This is a genomic window from Malaciobacter mytili LMG 24559, assembly GCF_003346775.1.
Taxonomy (GTDB): Bacteria; Campylobacterota; Campylobacteria; order Campylobacterales; family Arcobacteraceae; genus Malaciobacter; species Malaciobacter mytili.
This window is the reverse complement of sequence record NZ_CP031219.1, coordinates 2,657,179-2,675,549: the sequence shown is the minus strand read 5'-3', so window position 1 is coordinate 2,675,549 and position 18,371 is coordinate 2,657,179. Positions and strand designations below refer to the sequence as shown.

14 protein-coding genes are annotated in these 18,371 nt (G+C 26.2%); 11 read left to right on the top strand and 3 right to left on the bottom strand.

Annotated features, from left to right (window positions below; genetic code table 11):
- Window positions 1-4: 4 nt before the first annotated feature.
- On the bottom strand, window positions 5-1,126 hold the full coding sequence (gene trmA, locus AMYT_RS12925) for a tRNA (uridine(54)-C5)-methyltransferase TrmA (RefSeq protein ID WP_114842935.1): 1,122 nt from the start codon (window positions 1,124-1,126) through the stop codon (window positions 5-7).
- A 55-nt stretch (window positions 1,127-1,181) separates the two neighbouring features.
- Here trmA and AMYT_RS12920 point away from each other — a divergent pair, with 55 nt between their 5' ends.
- From AMYT_RS12920 to AMYT_RS12875, 10 genes are read left to right on the top strand one after another with little or no spacing between them, the layout of a single operon-like run.
- Window positions 1,182-2,714, top strand: coding sequence for a helicase-related protein (locus AMYT_RS12920; protein WP_114842934.1), 1,533 nt, complete (start codon window positions 1,182-1,184; stop codon window positions 2,712-2,714).
- Window positions 2,715-2,767: 53 nt separating this feature from the next.
- Entirely contained in the window at window positions 2,768-4,705 is a 1,938-nt protein-coding gene (locus tag AMYT_RS12915) for an ankyrin repeat domain-containing protein (RefSeq protein WP_114842933.1), read from the top strand.
- An 8-nt stretch (window positions 4,706-4,713) separates the two neighbouring features.
- Window positions 4,714-6,003, top strand: coding sequence for a bifunctional UDP-N-acetylglucosamine diphosphorylase/glucosamine-1-phosphate N-acetyltransferase GlmU (gene glmU / locus AMYT_RS12910; protein ID WP_114842932.1), 1,290 nt, complete (start codon window positions 4,714-4,716; stop codon window positions 6,001-6,003).
- Window positions 6,004-6,007: 4 nt separating this feature from the next.
- Window positions 6,008-7,279, top strand: a complete 1,272-nt coding sequence (gene coaBC / locus AMYT_RS12905; RefSeq protein WP_114843206.1) for a bifunctional phosphopantothenoylcysteine decarboxylase/phosphopantothenate--cysteine ligase CoaBC — start codon at window positions 6,008-6,010, stop codon at window positions 7,277-7,279.
- Window positions 7,266-7,961 (top strand): di-trans,poly-cis-decaprenylcistransferase, encoded by a 696-nt coding sequence (locus AMYT_RS12900; RefSeq protein WP_114842931.1) that lies wholly within the window; start codon window positions 7,266-7,268, stop codon window positions 7,959-7,961. Before coaBC ends, AMYT_RS12900 begins: the two co-directional genes overlap by 14 nt.
- On the top strand, window positions 7,954-8,709 hold the full coding sequence (locus AMYT_RS12895; RefSeq protein ID WP_228197866.1) for a prepilin peptidase: 756 nt from the start codon (window positions 7,954-7,956) through the stop codon (window positions 8,707-8,709). Before AMYT_RS12900 ends, AMYT_RS12895 begins: the two co-directional genes overlap by 8 nt.
- On the top strand, window positions 8,706-9,722 hold the full coding sequence (locus AMYT_RS12890; RefSeq protein WP_114842929.1) for an LptF/LptG family permease: 1,017 nt from the start codon (window positions 8,706-8,708) through the stop codon (window positions 9,720-9,722). Before AMYT_RS12895 ends, AMYT_RS12890 begins: the two co-directional genes overlap by 4 nt.
- A 1-nt stretch (window position 9,723) precedes the next feature.
- The gene (gene truA / locus AMYT_RS12885) at window positions 9,724-10,446 is read left to right on the top strand and encodes a tRNA pseudouridine(38-40) synthase TruA (protein ID WP_114842928.1); all 723 of its coding nucleotides are present in this window, start codon (window positions 9,724-9,726) and stop codon (window positions 10,444-10,446) included.
- Window positions 10,446-13,019 (top strand): PAS domain-containing protein, encoded by a 2,574-nt coding sequence (locus AMYT_RS12880; RefSeq protein WP_114842927.1) that lies wholly within the window; start codon window positions 10,446-10,448, stop codon window positions 13,017-13,019. The genes truA and AMYT_RS12880 overlap by 1 nt, the downstream gene beginning before the upstream one ends.
- A 54-nt stretch (window positions 13,020-13,073) precedes the next feature.
- Window positions 13,074-13,790, top strand: coding sequence for a response regulator transcription factor (locus tag AMYT_RS12875; RefSeq protein WP_114842926.1), 717 nt, complete (start codon window positions 13,074-13,076; stop codon window positions 13,788-13,790).
- A gap of 31 nt (window positions 13,791-13,821) precedes the next feature.
- On the opposite strand, the gene AMYT_RS12870 is transcribed toward AMYT_RS12875, so the two are convergent.
- Both AMYT_RS12870 and AMYT_RS12865 read right to left on the bottom strand, forming a co-directional pair.
- Window positions 13,822-15,942, bottom strand: coding sequence for a TRAP transporter permease (locus AMYT_RS12870; RefSeq protein ID WP_114842925.1), 2,121 nt, complete (start codon window positions 15,940-15,942; stop codon window positions 13,822-13,824).
- 100 nt (window positions 15,943-16,042) lie between these two features.
- Window positions 16,043-16,987: a TAXI family TRAP transporter solute-binding subunit gene (locus tag AMYT_RS12865; protein WP_114842924.1), complete on the bottom strand. Its 945-nt coding sequence runs from the start codon at window positions 16,985-16,987 to the stop codon at window positions 16,043-16,045.
- A gap of 251 nt (window positions 16,988-17,238) precedes the next feature.
- On the opposite strand from AMYT_RS12865, the gene AMYT_RS12860 reads away from it, so the two are divergent.
- A complete protein-coding gene (locus AMYT_RS12860; protein ID WP_265936025.1) occupies window positions 17,239-18,339 on the top strand; it encodes an MFS transporter in 1,101 nt (366 codons plus the stop codon).
- The last annotated feature ends 32 nt before the right edge of the window (window positions 18,340-18,371 follow it).

Here is an 18,371-nt window from a genome sequence, read left to right as displayed (position 1 = left end):
AAAATTAAATTTTGTTTAATATGACTCCACTTTCGCAATGATTTGTATAGGCAAATTGATCAAATAATGCAAAATTATCAATTTTATGCGTTTTTGTAAGTTCTTTTAAATCCCTATGCAAAGTTTCTGGATTACAAGAGATATAAATGATTTTATCATAGTTTTTAACTAATTTTGTTGTTGTTTCATCTAATCCAGCCCTTGGTGGATCAACAAAAATTGTAGAGAAATTAAACTCTTTTAAATCTATATCTTTTAATCTATTAAATTCTCTTTTATTTGCACAGGCTTCGACAAACTCTTCGGCACTCATTCTAATAAAATCAATATTATCAATATTATTTAACTCACAATTTCTTAAAGCAGATTTTATTGAAGTTTTTGAAATCTCAGTTGCTAAAGTTTTTCTAAACTTTGTTGAAAGGGGAATTGTAAAGTTTCCTCCACCACAATATAATTCACATAAATCTTTATTACTTTTTTCTAGATGTTGTAAAACCCATTGAATCATTTGAATATTTACTTTTGTATTTGGCTGAGTAAATCCACCCTCTTTATATTCAAAAAAGAATTGCTTATTATTTATAGTTAAAGTTTCATTTATATAATCACTACTTAAAATGATTTTTTGACCTCTACTTCTACCAATAATTTTAACTTTTAATTCTTCTTCAAGTTTTTTTGCTTCTTGCATCCACTTTTCATCTAATTTTTTATGATAAATTAAAGTTACAAGAATATCATTTGTAGTTGAAGCTAAAAATTCACAGGCAAATAATTTGAAACTTAAAATTTCACTTTTTTCAATTAGTTTTAAAAGCTTTGGCATTAATAAATGAATATTTTCACTTACTATTTCACATAAGCTAATAGGTAAAACTTTTTTTTCAAAACTTGTCATAGCATAAGATAAAGTAGGGATATTTTCTTTATCATACTCTTTCCAAATTCTAAATTCAGCTCTATTTCTAAATCTACTATCTTCACTTTTTATAATTTCAAAGTCATTTATATAAAACTCTTTAAATCTCTCTTTTTCTCTATTTATTTTGTATGAAAGTTGCTGTTCATATGTCATTTCATATAAACTACAACTTCCACATTTTCCAAAATATTTACAATTCATTAAATTACCTTATCTTTTTAATACTATATTATATTAAAATCAATATAATAGCCCTATGAAAGATAGATGGCAAGAACAATTACAAATATTATTAAATTGTGATTTAAAATCACAATTTCCTTTGGCAAGAAGTCTAAATAGAAAACTAAAATTTTTTGTTGGACCTACAAATTCTGGTAAAACATATAGTGCAATGAGCAAATTAAAAGAAGCAAATAGTGGATTATACTTAGCTCCATTAAGACTTTTAGCACTTGAAGGTTATGAAGATTTAAAAACTTCAAATATTAATGCAACCCTAATAACAGGTGAAGAACAAATTTTTGATGAAGAAGCAGCACATATATGTTCAACTATTGAGATGATTGACTATGATTTAGATGTTGATGTGGCTATTATTGATGAAGTTCAAATGCTTGATGATGATGAAAGAGGTTGGGCTTGGGTTAATGCAATAATAGGTTGTCCTGCAAAACAGATAATTATGACAGGTTCAGTTAATGCATTAGATGCAGTTAAAAAAATAGCTTCTTATTTAAATGAAGAGTTAGAAATAGTAAGGTTTAAAAGAAAAAATGAATTACATCTTTTAGAAAAATATACTTCTTTAAAAGAACTAAAACCTCAAACAGCATTGATAGCTTTTAGTAGAAGTGAAGTATTAAAATTAAAACAAAAATTACAAAAAAGCCATAGGGTTTCTGTAATTTATGGCAATCTTTCTCCTGAAGTAAGAAGAGATGAGGCAAGAAGATTTAGAGAGAAAAAAACAGATATTTTAATAGCAACTGATGCGATTGCTATGGGATTAAATCTTCCTATTAAGACTATTTTATTTACAACTCATACAAAATTTGATGGGGTATCAAAAAGAGCAATAAATGTAAATGAAATTATTCAAATTGCAGGTCGTGCAGGAAGATATGGACATCATGAAGAGGGATTTATTGGTGCTACTTCAAGGGATACTTTAAAATATTTACAAAAAGAGTTTTTTAAACCTATTAGAACTATAAAACCTCCATTTAAAGTAAAAATTAGTTCTTCTCAACTTGAAGGATTGACTTCTTATATTAAGACAAACTCTTTAGAAAAAGTATTAAAATTTTTTATAGATAATATGTATTTTGATGGACCCTTTATAGCTTCAAATATAGCTTCAATGATTAGTGCAGCAAAGATTTTAGATAAAAAAAATAATTTAAAAATGGAAGATAAATATATGCTTTCGCAAGCTCCAATAACTACTAAATCAACAATAATTTTGCAAGCTTATGATGCTTATATTGCAGCAGTAATTAAAAATAGAATAGTTAGATATAAACCTTCAATTACTCTGCCTAAAAAGGCTGTTACACAAAGAGATTTGCTTTTAGTAGAAGATGAAGTAAAGAAAATATCTTTATATTTATGGTTATCTTATAAGTTACCAGAACTTTTTCCAGATAGTGTAAAAGCAAGTATAACAAGAGCTAGTTTTAATAACTTTATTGAAAAATCATTAAAATCAAATCTCTTAGATGAAGAAAAAAATAATAAAAAGAAGTTTGATAATTCATTTAGAGATAGACGAAGAAAAAGATTTTAATTTAATTTTTGATAAAATAGAAAAGATTATTATGTCCTAAGGATTACAATTTAATGTTGAACTTATTTAAACAAGATGTCACTGATAATTTTCAAAAAGAGTTATTAAAAAATTATATAAATGTAGAAAAAGTTCAAAAACTAATAGATAATGGCGCAGATATTCATAAGCTTAATGAAAAGGGACAAACTCTTCTTTTTGAATTAGTAAAAAAAAGAAGAATTGAGTCAATTAGAATTTTACTAAAAAATGGAATAGATATTAATCATGAAGATAACTTTGGTAAAACTGTTTTAAATGAAGCAGTTGAACGAAGTGATGGTGTAATGATAAGATTCTTACTTGACAATGGTTCTTCTTTAAATCATGTTAATTCTTCAGGTAGAACACTATTACAAGATATTGCCTTAGAGGAAAATCATAGGGTTTTTGAAATTTTAATGATGCAAAATCCTGATTTAAATATTAAAGACACATATGGTAGAACTGTTTTATTTGATGCAGTTGAAGGTGGGAATTTAAAGATAATTAGAGAAGTTTTAAATAATATTGAAAACCCAAATTGTGTCGATCAACATGGGCAAACACCTTTATTTAATGCGGTATTAAAAGAATCACCTGAAGTTGCAAAGTTCTTAATCTCAAATGGAATGGATATTAACATAACTGATGAAAATAGAGAAAATATACTTTTCAATAGTGTAGTTATGGGTGCTTCAAATATTGAAGTTTTTGAAATGTTATTAGAGCGTGGAATAAAATTAAATATAAAAAATATAAATAATGAAACAATTTTAGATGAAATTTTAAAAATTCTTACACTTTTAAAAAATCCTAATTCTAAAAGAGAAGGAAGATATAAATTTATAAATGAAAATAGAAATTATTTAAAACTTACTTCTTTTTTAATTGAAAATGGTTTAGCTGTTAATAGAGTAGATAGTGATGGTAAAACGGTTTTATATCGAGAAGTTGAGCGAGAAAACTACGAAACTATTGATTTTTTATTAGCTAGTGGTGCTGATATTAATGCCGAAGATAAAGATGGAAGAACTGTTTTATTTGAAGCAATTATGGGTGGTATGAAAAATATCATTATGATAGAATATCTTTTAAATAAAGGTGCCGATGTTGATCATCGAGATTTATTGGAAAAAACAATTGTTGATGAATTATGTGAAATTATCTTAGTTCAAAACAATTTAAAAAGAGCCAGTTCTAGAAGATATTTAGAAATAGATGATGAAGAAGACTATTTTGCTCTTTTAAAAAGAATTTTAAGTTATAGACCAAAAATAAATAAACAAAAATCAAATGGAAGAACAGTTATTTTTGATGTAATAATTTATAATCATTTACCTTTAATGAAACTTCTATTTAATTCGGGTGCTGACCCAAATATTGTAGATAACAATGGTGATACTCCACTTACAGTTTTAGTTGAAAATGGATTAAAAGTAAAAAGAATAAAAGATAAAGAGCAATTTTTAGAAAGACTTGTATTTTTATTAAAATTTAGAATAGATGTGGATGTTATTGATAAAGAGGGAAGAACAGTTTATCATAAAGCAGTAATTGCAGATGATTTAGAAGTTGTAGAAAAACTTTTATCAAAAAAAGCAAATCTAAATATTAAAGATAAGCAAGGAAGAACAGTATTACACCATACTCAATGGAAAGGTAATTATAAAATTGCAAGATTATTAATAGCTGCTGGGGCTGATATTAATGAAGTGGATTATGCAGGTTTTACTATTTTAAATTATGCAGCTATTTTAGGGCATACAAAATTAGTAATAATTTTAATTGCTTCTGGTGTATTAATGTATAATCATAATAAAAAAAGTCGTTCAGTTGCGCAGTTTTTTAAAGAAAGAGAAAAAAATTTAGGGAAACTTCTAGTTGGTAATATTACTGATCAAAAAATGATTAGTGCAATAAAACAAGTAATTATAAATCTAAGAGCTGAAATAGATGAAGCTTTAAAATAGGAAAAAATATGAATAATTTATCAATTGTTATTTTAGCAGCAGGTGCTGGAACTAGAATGAAATCTGAAAAACCGAAGGTTTTACATAATATTTCTGGTAAACCAATGCTTTATTACTCAATAAAAGAGGCTTTAAAATTAAGTGATGATATTACAGTAGTTTTATACCATCAAGCTTCAAGAGTTCAAGCTCAAATGGAAAAATATTTTAAAGATATTAAATTTGTAATTCAAGATCATGAAAACTATCCTGGTACTGGTGGGGCAGTTATGAATGTTGAGCCAAAGTATGAAAAAACTTTAGTTTTAAATGCAGATATGCCCTTAATTCAAGCAATAGAGTTAGAAAAATTTAATATTGATGCAACAATAGTTATGTCTGTTTTAAAACTTGATGATGCTTCTGGGTATGGAAGAGTAGTAATTAAAGATGAAAATGTAGTAAAAATTGTTGAACAAAAAGATGCAAATGAGCAAGAGCTTAAAATAACAACTGCAAATGCGGGAGTTTATCTATTTCAAACAGCATTTTTAAAACAATATTTACCTCTTTTATCAAATGATAATGCTCAACAAGAGTACTATATTACAGATTTAATTGAACTAGCAATAAAAGATGGAAAAACTTTAAAACCTTTATATGTAAGTGTTGAAAATTTTAAGGGAGTTAATTCAAAATATGAATTATCACAAGCAGAAGTAATCCATCAAAATAGAATTAAAAAAGAGTTTATGCAAAATGGTGTAATTATGAGACTACCTGATACTATTTATATAGAAGAAGGTGTAAGTATTGAGGGTGAATGTATTCTTGAAAATGGGGTTAGTTTACTTGGTAATACAAAAATAGTAAATTCTATTGTAAAAGCAAATTCAATTATAGAAGATTCACATTTAGAAGATTCAGATGTGGGACCAATGGCTAGAATTAGACCTGGAAGTAATTTAAAAAATACTCATATTGGAAATTTTGTTGAAACTAAAAAAGCTTTACTAAATGGGGTTAAAGCAGGGCATTTATCTTATTTAGGTGATTGTGAAATGGACACAGGTACAAATGTGGGTGCGGGAACAATTACTTGTAATTATGATGGAGTAAATAAACATAAAACTAAAGTTGGGAAAAATGTATTTATTGGTTCAGATACTCAACTAGTTGCTCCTGTAGTAATTGAAGATGATGTTATTTTAGCAGCAGGTGCTTGTATAACAAAAAATGTACCAAAAGGTTCATTGGCAATTACAAGAGCTCCTATAAAAATAATTGAAAATTATTTTTATAAATTTTTTAAAAAGTAGAAACATGTTATTAAAAAACAAAAATATTTTAGTTGCAGTTACAGGTTCAATAGCAATATATAAAACATTAGAACTTATTCGACTTTATATAAAAGCAGGTGCTAGTGTTAAAGTAATTATGACAAATGAAGCAAAAAAGTTTATAAATCCAATAACTTTTGAAGCTATTTCTCAAAATAAAGTTTTAGAAGAAAACAGTGAATCTTGGGATAAAAATGAGTTATATAATCATATTGATATTGGTAAGTGGGCAGATATTTTTGTAATAGCTCCAGCAAGTGCAAATACTATAAATAAACTAAGCCATGGTTTAGCAGATAACTTATTAACTCAAACTGCACTAGCTTATCCAAGAGTTAAACTTTTATGCCCTGCTGCAAATACAAATATGATAAAAAATCCAATTACACAAGCAAGTTTAAAAATGCTAGCTTTATGTAATTATGAGATTTTACAAACACAAACAAAAGAGTTAGTTTGTAAAGATGTGGGTGATGGTGCTATGGCGGAACCTCAGGAGATTTTTTATGCAACAGCAAGGGAACTTTTAAAAGAAGAGTATTGGAATAATAGAAAAGTTGTATTAAGTGGTGGAGGAACAATTGAAAAAATTGATGATGTAAGATATATTTCAAATTTTTCTTCTGGTAAAATGGCTTCTTCTTTAGCTTTAGCTTTATACTTTAAAGGTGCAGATGTTTGTTTGGTAAGTACAAGAGGACATGAAACTTTACCAAATGCTATTCATACAATAGAAGTTCAAAGTAGTAATGAAATGTATGAATATTTAGTGGATTCAATAAGAGTTGCAAAAAAAGGTAAACTTTCTAAAACAACACTAATGGATAGTTCAACACCTACACAAATATTAAAAAGACCCTTTTTATTTATGGTTGCAGCAGTAAGTGATTATCTTCCAACTTTTCCCCAAGAGGGAAAACTAAAAAAAGAGTTACTTGGAACTTCTTGGGAGTTAAAATTAAAACAAAATATGGATATTTTAAATGCCCTTGATAAAAGTGATATTGTTTCAATTGGTTTTAAAGCAGAGATGGATGAAACTGTTGCTTATGAAAATGCTTTAAAAATGTTAGAAAAAAAATCTTTAGATGCTGTTTGTTTAAATATTATAAAAGATGAAAATGCTTTTGGTTCAAATTCAAATAGTATAGAATTACTTTTAAAAAATAAAATTCATAGTTTTAAAGCTTCAAAATTAGAACTATCTTTGGAACTTTTAACTTGTTTGGAAAAAGAGTTTGATGAGTACAAATAATAAAAAAGATTTACCTGCACATATTGCTATGATAATGGATGGTAATGGACGATGGGCAAGTGAGAGAGGTTTTAAAAGAACAGCAGGACATGAAGAGGGTGCAAAAGTTGTAAGAGAGATAACAAGGTATTGTAATACTTTAGGGATTAAATACCTTACTTTGTATGCTTTTTCCACAGAAAATTGGACTAGACCAAAACTTGAAATAGAATTTTTAATGAAGCTTTTGGAAAAATATTTAAAAAATGAACTTTATATTTATTTAGAAAATAATGTAAGATTCAAAGCAATTGGAGATTTATCTAAGTTTTCAAAATCTTTACAAGAAATTATATTTAAAACTCAAGAAGAGACAAAAAATGCCACAGGGCTTACTCAAATTTTAGCTTTAAATTATGGTTCACAAGATGAGATTTTAAGAGCAATAAAAAAATTAAATGAAAAAAATCTAGAAGTAACAAAAGAGAATTTTGAAAGTTGTTTGGATACAGCAGGTATTCCAGATGTGGATTTACTTATACGAACAAGTGGAGAAGTAAGACTTTCAAACTATTTACTTTGGCAAAATGCTTATGCAGAGATGTTTTTTACAAGTACTTATTGGCCTGAGTTTACTTCAAATGAGCTTGATGATATTATAAGTGATTACCAAAATAGAGAGAGAAGATTTGGGGGTGTTTAGTTTTATTATTGGATTGGCTTTTGGGTCATTTTTAAATGTATTGATTTATAGACTTCCTAAAAGATACTCAATAATAACTGCTTCTTGTTGTCCTTCTTGTAATTATAAAATAAGATGGTATGAAAATATCCCAATTTTTTCCTATTTTTATTTAAAAGGTTTTTGTAGTTTTTGTAAACAAAAAATTTCAAAAAGATATTTAGTTGTAGAGCTTCTTACGGCTTTTGTAACTTTAGGCTTATATTTAAAATTTGAAGTTTCAATACAGCTATTTTTTTTAATGGGTCTTTTTTATACTTTAATTGTTTTATCTTTTATTGATTTAGAGTATAAAAAAGTTCCAGATTACTTGCTTTTAGTAGCTTTTATTTGTTCTTTTTTTGCAACAGATTATGAGTTCTTTGAGAGTTTAAAGTATGCTTGTTTATTTGCAGGTTTTTTTATTTTATTAGAGTTTATTTTAACTTTTTATATTCAAAATATAAAATCAAGACTTTTAAAAGATAAAAATTTAAGAACTCAAAAAGCTTTAGGTGAGGGGGATATTCCTATAATTGCTATTATTGGAATTGTTTTAGGATTGAAAGGGGGGATTATAGCTATATTTTTAGCTGGAATTTTTGCTATAATACCATCAATTTACAATAATTTTACAAAAAAAGATAAGCAAACTGCATTTATTCCTTTTTTAATGTTAGGTTTATTTTTTGAATTTTTTATTAATATATCAGCAAAGGTTTTTTCTTGAAAATTAAAAGTTATTTATATTCTCAATTATCACTTTCTTTTTTACCTATTTTTTTAGGTTTATATTTTATTACATCAATAATATTTTTAGTAAAAATTGCTTCTTTAACTTCAGTTATTACAATTGATGCTTATGAGTTATTTAAATTGTATCTTTATTCTGTTCCTAAAATTATATTTTTTACAGTGCCTATTTCATTTTTTATTTCACTTGTTATTACTTTAGCAAAGCTTTCAAGTGAGTATGAACTAATAGTAATTACTTCTTTTGGACTTAATCCATTAAAAATTTTAAAAATCTTTTTTCCTGCAACTTTTTTATTGTCAATTGCTTTAATAATAGTTTCTGTGGGACTAATTCCTAAAACAAACTACCTAACAGAGAGTTTTTTAGAAGTAAAGAAAAAAGAGGCAAATTTTAATATCAAAGCTTCTGAATTTGGACAAAAATTTGGGGATTGGCTTATTTATATTGATGCAAAAGATGATAAAAAATATGAAAAAGTTAAACTATTTAAAACAGATAATAAATTAGATCAGTTTATTATTGCTCAAAGTGCAGTTTTAGATAATAAAGAAGGAAACTTAAGTTTTAAACTTATTGATGGTAAAGCTTTTTATATTTCGCATGAAGAGTTAAATCAAATAAATTATAGAACAATGGATATAAATGATTCTATAACAAGTAAGAAAAAATATACTTTTACAAACTCTTATGATTATTGGAACTACTATTTATCAAAAGGGCAAGATATTGATGATTTTACTTTTTATATTTTAACTTCAATTTTCCCTTTAATCTCACTATTTTTAGTGGTTGCTTTTGGTTATTATAATCCAAGATATGAAAAAAATAGAGCAATTGCCCTATCTTTAATTGCTATTGTTATATATTATATTTTAACTAAATATTTAACTAAAAATGTACTATTACACTCTTTATATATTGCGCCAATTCTTTGGTCTATTGGAACATATATTTTATATTCAAAGCTAACAAAAAAACTATATTAAGATGAATGCAAAATTTCAAATCTCATATGATGGAACAGCTTATCAAGGTTCTCAAACTCAACCAAATGGTTTAGGGGTTGAGGACTTTTTACAAATAGCTTTTAAGCAATTAAATATAAATACAAAAATAATTCTTAGTGGAAGAACAGATAAAGAAGTTCATGCAAGTGGACAAGTTTTTAATGCCATAATTCCTGATTTTTGGAAAGATTTAAAAAAATTAAAAGAGATTTTAAATAAGCATTTACCTATAAATATAAGAATAAATAAAATTTCAAAAGTATGTGATGATTTCCATGCAAGGTATAGTGCAAAAAAAAGAGTATATAGATATATTATAACTACAAAGCAATTAAATGCTTTTAATGCAAAATATATAACATATGTAAAAAATATAGATGAAGAAAAAATAAGTGAGGCAATAAAACTTTTTGAAGGTATTCATGATTTTGAATATTTTCATAAAAAAGGAAGTGGAAATAAAACTACTATAAGGAAAGTTTTTAGTACAAATTTTTATAAATATAAAGATATTTATGTATTTAAATTTTGTGCAAATGGTTATTTGCGTTCTCAAATTAGATTAATGGTTGGATTTTTATTAAAAATAAATGAAGGAAAATTAACAAAAAAAGATTTGCTTTCTCAATTAAAAAAAGAAAAATATATTTTTAAAACTCCTGCTAGTGCATATGGTTTATATCTTGCAAAGGTTTATTACTAATGTTTTTTTCAAAAAAAAGATTTAATACTTTAAGTGATATTAAAAAGCATATTATTTCAACTCCTTTAATTTTTGTAGTTATTTTAGCTACTTTTTCTTTGGTTGTGGTCTCTTTAGTTTTAGAATATAAACAAAACAATCAAATAGAATTACTTATTCAAAAAGATAAATTTTATAAAAAAAGTATATTAAAATCTTATATAAGTGATATTAAATATAATTCAAGTTCTTCTTTTGATGAAATTGAAGATAGATTAAATAGAAGTGTATTTGAAATTTCTGGGCATATTCAAGCTTTAAATACGAATAATCATAAAATAGAGTATAAAGATATAAAAAAAGTATTAGAAGATTTAGAAAATAAAAGAGATATTGATTTTGTAATATTTGATGCTAAAACTTTTGAAATTTTAAGGGGTGAAGAGGTAATTTCTTATTTACAAACCCTAACAAATTCCCAAATGAAAACAGACTATTTTAGAATACATATGTTAAGAAATATTATTTATATGGGAGATGAAAATCTTATTTATTGGTTAGATAATCAAAGAAAAAATATAAGACTTAGTTACTTTCAAAAAATACAATCAAAAGATTGGATAATTGGAGCTTTTTCAAAAATTGATGATATGCAAGCTTTAACAAGACAAACTATTAAAAACTCAATAGTTCCAAAAAGTAAAGCTTATGAAAATAGTTACTTTTGGTTTTATGATTATGCAAATGGATTTGTTTATAATTATTATAATAAAGGGCATAAAATCTCTGAAAAAAATCTTTTAAAAGAAGATAAAATAAATTTTATTAAATATAAAAATCCAGAGTTCTTAAAAAATCAAGATAATATTTATAACTTTACAAAATACCAATTTTTAGTATCTGTAAAAAGTTTTGAAATATATGAAAAAATTGATTCTATAAAAAAAGAGTATCATACAAAGCTTACAATTTCTATAACTATAATTATTTTAGTATCTTTATTTATGGTTTTTATGTCAATTGCTTTTGCAAAATTTGTTAATACTTTATTTAATCGATACAATAGACGATTGGAGATGAAAAATTCCCTATATAAAAAATGGAAAGAAAGATATGAATTAGCAATTATTGCTTCAAATGATGGCCTTTGGGATATTAATTTAGACACTAAAGAGATTTTCTTTTCAAATAGATGGCTAGAGATGTTTGGTTATGAAAGAGGTGATGTTAAAAATTTTGATGAGTGGTTAAATTTAATTCATGATAATGATAGAGCAAAAGTAAAACAAAGATTTGAAGAACATTTAAAAGGTGAAAGTACACACTTTTTATGTGAATATAGACTAAAAACTTTTGATAACCATTATAAATGGATTTTTGTAAGAGGTAAAGCTTTTAGTGGAGGAAATCAAAAGTCAAATAGAATGCTTATGATGTCAATGGATATTGATCAAAGAAAAAAACTTACTAAAGAATTACACAATGTTGAATTACTTGTTGAGATGGGAAGAATAGTTATTTTTAAATGGAATAATGATGAAAAACTTAGTGTAGATTATGTTTCTAAAAGTATTAATTCTTATGGCTATGATACTCAAGATTTTGAAGAAGGAATTGATTATTTAGATATTGTTTATGAAGATGATGTAAAGTCTTTAAAAAAAGAAATCTCAAAAGCTGTTGAAAAAGATGTAAATTTCTTTACAAAAATTTATAGGGTAAAAGATAAAAATGGTGAGATAAGATGGGTTTTTAATAGAACAATTTTATTAAAAGACCATTTTGGAAAGATTACTCATTTATATGGTTATATAAATGATATAACAAAGATGAAATTAACAGAAGAGCAATTAAAACAAAAAATTGCAAATGAAGTTGAAAAAAATGTTGAAAAAGATAGGTTATTAGCCCATCAAAGTAAACTAGCTTCAATGGGAGAAGTTTTAGGAAGTATTGCTCACCAATGGAGACAGCCATTAAATAATATTAATCTTCTAATTCATTTTATTAGGGATAATTATGGAAATTTTTCAAAAGAGGAATTACAAGAAGCAATAAAAAGTGCAAAAGTACAAATTGATTATATGTCTCAAACAATTGATGATTTTAGAAATTTTTATAAACCAACAAAAGATAAAGAAGTTTTTAGTATAAAACACTCTTTGGATACTTGTATTAAAATAGTAAAAGGTCAATTGGAAAAAGCTTTTATAAATGTGGAAATTATTGGAGAAGATATAACTATTTTAGGCTTTCAAAATGAGTTTCAACAAGTAATTGTAAATATTTTAAATAATGCAAGTGAAGCAGCAATTATAAAACTAAAAGAGACTAAATTTTCTGCTTTAATTAGTATTACTATTAGTATTCTTGAAGATAAAGTAAAAATAACTTTAAGTAATAATTGTGGAGAAGTACCTATAGAGATTTTAGAAAGAATGTTCGAGCCATATTTTACAACTAAGTTTGAAAATCAAGGTACAGGTATTGGATTATATATGGCTAAGACTATTATTGAAAAAAATATGAATGGGAAAATTGAGGCCAAAAATATCTCTAATGGAGTTGAATTTACAATAATTTTACCAATTTAAAGAGCAATTTAGCTATTATATTAACTAATAAGAAAGAGGGAAAGTTGGGAAATTATGGAAGCTTTTAATACAAGAGTTTTATTAGTAGAAGATGAAGAGTTAGCTAGAAAAACTTTATCATTTTATTTAAATACAATTTTTGATGAAGTAGTTGTGGCTTGTGATGGAGAAGAGGGAAGTAGAAAATTTCAAGAAAACCACTCTTTAAATAAATCATTTGATTTAGTTTTAACTGATATTAAAATGCCAAATAAAAATGGTATTGAGATGATTGATGATATTTTAAAACTTGTACCAAATCAAAGATTTATAATTGTAAGTGCACATAAAAATGAAGATGACTTACTAAAACTTATAAATTTAAGAGTTCTAGGATATTTTGTAAAACCATTAAATATTGATAATATGATGGAAATGCTTCAAAAAGCTAAAGATGAAGTTTTAGCCGATAAAAAAATTGAAGTAAATGAAGAACTTATTACAATAAATAAAACATATACATATAATAGAACAAATGATAAATTATACAATCAAGAAACAATTGTAAAACTATCTAAAAAAGAATCAGATATTTTAACTGTATTAATTGAAAATTTTGGTGAAGTTGTATCAGTAGAAACTTTTAAAAAACTTGTATGGCATGATATAAATACAAATGATTCTGCTTTTAGAACAGTTATGAAAAGATTAAAAGATAAAGTTAAAGATGATGATTTTATTATTTCTCATAAAGGTTATGGATATATAATAGAAAAACCTTTTATTAAATAAGGTTAAATAAAAAGCGCTTTTGCGCTTTTTATTATAAATCTACTTCTAATTTTGAAGTATTCTCTGCTCTTAATTTTGCTTTTTGGAACATATATATTAAAACAAATATCACAATACCAATTAAATATGATAAATGATATGTAGGAAGATGTAAATGTGCTTCCATTACTTTTGGAAGAAACATAAAAGGAACTATTACTAAAAAGATTAATCTTTCAATAATATTTGTCCATGTTATAAAATACCCTTGAGTAAAACATGAAAATGCCATCATTCCAATAAATGCTGTTACAAATATCTCTGCAATTCTAAGTGGATCTGTAATCCATACCCATCCATGAGGATCTCCTGGATTAAATGAATCAACACCTGAAATTAAAAGTAATTCTGGGTTAAAGAAGAACATAAATGGTAAAATCGCTGTTCTAATATCATATTTAAACCCTTGAATACCTGTTTTAATTGGGTCTGCTTTTGCAATACCAGCTGCTGCATAAGCGGCAAGTCCAACAGGTGGTGTATCATCTGCTAAGATACCAAAATAAAATACAAATAAATGTGCTGCAATTGAAGGAATTAAGTATCCATTATCTTGTGCTAAAGTTAAAATAACAGGTGCAGTTAATGATGCCATTACTATATAATTAGCAGTTGTTGGAAGTCCCATACCTAAAATAAGAGATACAACAGCAGCTAAAATAAGAATAATAAAAATATTCCCACCAGAAATTGTTTCAATAACTTCTAATAATACTTGCCCAAGTCCTGTTAAAGTAATAGAACCAACTACAATTCCAGCAAGTGCAGTTGCAATTGCAATAGGAACCATATTTTTAGCTCCACTTATAAATCCAGCTAAAATATCTACAAATCCACTTATCCAAACTTCTTTAGTTAATTTTTGTTTGTAAATAATTGCTCTAAATGGATGTTGAACTACCATTAATAACATTAAAAGTGATACAGCATTAAATGCAGCACTTGCAGCACTCTCTCTTAATACCATAAGTGTATATAGTAAGAAGAAAATAGGAATTAAATAGTGAATACCTCTAATAAATGTATCAAACTTTTTAGGTAAATCTTTTTCATCTGCACCTTTTAAACCAAGTTTTAAAGCCTCTAAGTGAACTATATAAAATAGTGCAAAATAAGAAACAAAAGCAGGAATAAATGCAGCATAAATAACATCAGTATAATTAAGTGCTAAAAACTCTGCAATAATAAATGCAGCTGCACCCATTACAGGAGGCATTAATTGTCCATTTGTAGAAGCTGCAACTTCAACTGCACCAGCTTGTTCTGGCTTAAATCCAGTTTTTTTCATAAGTGGAATTGTAAATGTTCCAGTTGTTACTGTATTTGCAATAGAAGAACCACTCATAATCCCTGTAAATCCAGAAGCTACAACAGAAGCTTTTGCTGGACCTCCTCTAAATTTACCTAATAGGGCAAAAGCAAGATTAATAAAGTATTCACCTGCACCTGCTTTGTCTAATAATGAACCAAAAAGTACAAATAAAAATACAAATCCAGCAGAAACACCTAATGGAACACCAAAAATTCCTTCAGTAGTTAAATACATATGTCCTGCAAGTTTATTTAAACTAGCACCTTTATGAATAATTAATTCAGGCATATAAGGACCTAGCATATCATATGCTAAGAAAACAATTGCAATAACACTTAGTGCAAATCCTAAAACTCTTCTTCCTGCTTCAAGTAAAATAACAATACCTAAAAGTGCAACAGCTATATCAATTGTAGTATAATCACCTGGTCTTAATGCTAAGTCATTATAAAAAAATGCTATATATCCCGCTGTACACAGACCTAAAGTTGCAAATGTATAACCAAACCATCTAATTTTTCTTAAAAAATACTCTTTTTTTAACATTGGATAGATTAAAAATGATAATACTAATGCAAATGTTAAGTGTACTGATCTTGTAATATTTGAATTGATTGGTTCAATTACAATATATAATTGAAATAGAGTCCAACAAAGAGCAATAGTTGAAATAAGCCAAAACTCATAGTGTTCTGTACCAAAAACTCTTTGTCCTTCTAAATCATTAACAATATTTTCTGTCTCTCTTGCTTGTTCGACTTCTAATTCGCCAAGCGTATGAGGTTTATCTCTTTCTATCATAGTAATACCTTATTAAAGTAGATTATTGCCATACTTCATATAATTTAAATAGTTAAATGAAATATAACAATGTGAATTTCGAAAGCCTAAGCTTTCGAAATTATAAAATACCTGCTTCTTTGAAGTATTTTTTCGCACCTTCATGTAAAGGAGCACTTAAACCATCAAGTAATGATTCTTTTGTAATATTTGAATATGCAGGGTGTAATTGTTTAAATGTATCAAAGTTTTCTAAGATAGCTTTAACTACAGTATAAACTGCTTTTTCACTTACATCATCACTTGTAATAAGTACAGCTTTAACTCCAAATGTAGGAACATCAGCATCATTTCCTTTATACATTCCACCTGGTACATTTGCTTTTGCAAAATATGGGTGAGTTTTAATTAATTCATCAACATTGTTTCCTGATAAAGGAACAATTCTTACATCAACAGAGTTTGATGCATCTTTAATATTTGCAGTTGGATGTCCAACCATATAGAAGTAACCATCAATTTTGTTATCTCTTAAAGCATCAGGCATTTCAGAAGCTTTTAAAGCACCTGCAAATGATAAATCTTCTTTTTTAATTCCACTTGCTTTAAATAAATCTAAAGCTGTAGCTTCATTGCCAGAACCTGGATTTCCTAAATTAATTCTTTTACCTTTAACATCTGCTAAAGTATTAATATTTGCATCTTTTCTAGATACTAAAGTTAATAATTCAGGATAAATAGCCATAACAGCTTTTAATTTTTTAACTGGTTCTCCTTGATATTTTCCCATACCTTTAGCTGCTTGATATACAACATCTGATTGTGCAATACCAAAATCTAATTCACCATTTTTAATAGTATTAATATTATATACAGAACCACCAGTTGATTCCACTGAACATCTGATTTTTGTCTCTTTTTTGTATTGGTTTACAAGTCTACAAATAGCACCACCTGTTGGATAATAAGTTCCTGTAACTCCACCAGTACCAATTGTAATGAACTCAGCTGCAAATGCTGGAATAGATAAAGCTCCTATTAGAGCTGCTGTAGCAAGTTTTTTCATATGTTCTCCTTTTTGATTTTTATGATTTGACAATGACATAATCATAACACAAACATTATATCATAAAATAATTATAATATAAAATTTTGAGATAATAGTGCCAAAGTTGTATATTAATTACACTAAAGTTTCATTAATTTTAAAAATGTAACATATCTATAATTTATTGCAACTTAAATATGTATATTAATTTATGGTATAATTTCTAAATGAAAAATCAACAGCTTTTAATAATTATATACATAATTCTAGTGGTATTTTCGATTATGTATGCAACTCAACCACTACAGCCACTTTTAGCAAATGAATTTAATATAAATATGGTTCAAGCTTCACAGTTTACTGCCGTAATTATGTTTTCAATGGCTATTGCTCCTATTATTTATGGGTATGTATTAGAATCTATTTGTCCTAAAAAAATGTTAATGGTAGCTTCATTGATACTTCTAGTAACAAATTTAGTTTTATCATACTCTAATAGTTACGAAATGTTTCTTTCTATTAGAATTTTAGAGTCTTTTGTTATTCCTGCTATTATTACTTCATGTATGAGTATTTTGGCTAATAGTGATAAACAAAATGTAAAATACAATATGGCTATATATGTAGCTGCAACTGTATTTGGAGGAATGGTAGGCCGAGTTGTTTCTGGATTTATAGCAACACAATTTGGATGGAGAGCTGTGTTTTTCTCTTTATCTCTTGCTTTATTTTTAGGCTTGTTTTTTATTAAAAAACTTACTTTTGAAGGTGATACAAACCTTACTAAAGCTAAATTAAATGATGTGATTTCTATTTTAAAAGATAGAAGATTTATTCTTATATATATGTTGATGTTTACAACTTTTTTTGTTTTTGCTGGAGTTTTAAATATTTTACCTTTTAGGATGAAAGAGTTAATTCCTGATGCAACAGAATCTCAAATTGGTTTATTATATCTTGGTTATGGAATGGGAATTGTAGTCTCATTATTATCTAAAAAAATTATAAAATTTTTAAAAGGTGAAGCAAATACTATTTTAGTTGGTGGAGTTATTTTTACTTTAGTAAATTTATCATTTTTTAGTGATGATATGCTTTTTGTATTTTTTATGTTATTTGTATTTTGTATAGGAATGTTTACTGTTCATAGTGTAAGTACAGGTATTGCAAACTCAATAAAACAATCACAAAAATCATTAACTTCAGGGATGTATTTAACTTTTTATTATATTGGTGGTGCAGTTGGTTCTGTAATTCCTGCAATGTTTTATCACTTAGTTGGATGGGATTTTACTGTTATACTTTTTATTGTAGCTTTAATTTTTATTTATAGTATATTTTATATTTATAGAAATGATTTTAAGTTATAAAACTGTGATTAGATAAAAGAAATTTCAAGGAA

Bases quoted from the DNA above. Each gene is read 5' to 3' on its own strand.
- AMYT_RS12870 (WP_114842925.1), bottom strand. From the start codon at position 15,942: ATGATAGAAAGAGATAAACCTCATACGCTTGGCGAATTAGAAGTCGAA.
- AMYT_RS12865 (WP_114842924.1), bottom strand. From the start codon at position 16,987: ATGAAAAAACTTGCTACAGCAGCTCTAATAGGAGCTTTATCTATTCCA.
- coaBC (WP_114843206.1), top strand. From the start codon at position 6,008: ATGTTATTAAAAAACAAAAATATTTTAGTTGCAGTTACAGGTTCAATA.
- AMYT_RS12880 (WP_114842927.1), top strand. From the start codon at position 10,446: ATGTTTTTTTCAAAAAAAAGATTTAATACTTTAAGTGATATTAAAAAG.
- trmA (WP_114842935.1), bottom strand. From the start codon at position 1,126: ATGAATTGTAAATATTTTGGAAAATGTGGAAGTTGTAGTTTATATGAA.
- AMYT_RS12900 (WP_114842931.1), top strand. From the start codon at position 7,266: ATGAGTACAAATAATAAAAAAGATTTACCTGCACATATTGCTATGATA.
- truA (WP_114842928.1), top strand. From the start codon at position 9,724: ATGAATGCAAAATTTCAAATCTCATATGATGGAACAGCTTATCAAGGT.
- glmU (WP_114842932.1), top strand. From the start codon at position 4,714: ATGAATAATTTATCAATTGTTATTTTAGCAGCAGGTGCTGGAACTAGA.
- AMYT_RS12915 (WP_114842933.1), top strand. From the start codon at position 2,768: ATGTTGAACTTATTTAAACAAGATGTCACTGATAATTTTCAAAAAGAG.
- AMYT_RS12920 (WP_114842934.1), top strand. From the start codon at position 1,182: ATGAAAGATAGATGGCAAGAACAATTACAAATATTATTAAATTGTGAT.
- AMYT_RS12875 (WP_114842926.1), top strand. From the start codon at position 13,074: ATGGAAGCTTTTAATACAAGAGTTTTATTAGTAGAAGATGAAGAGTTA.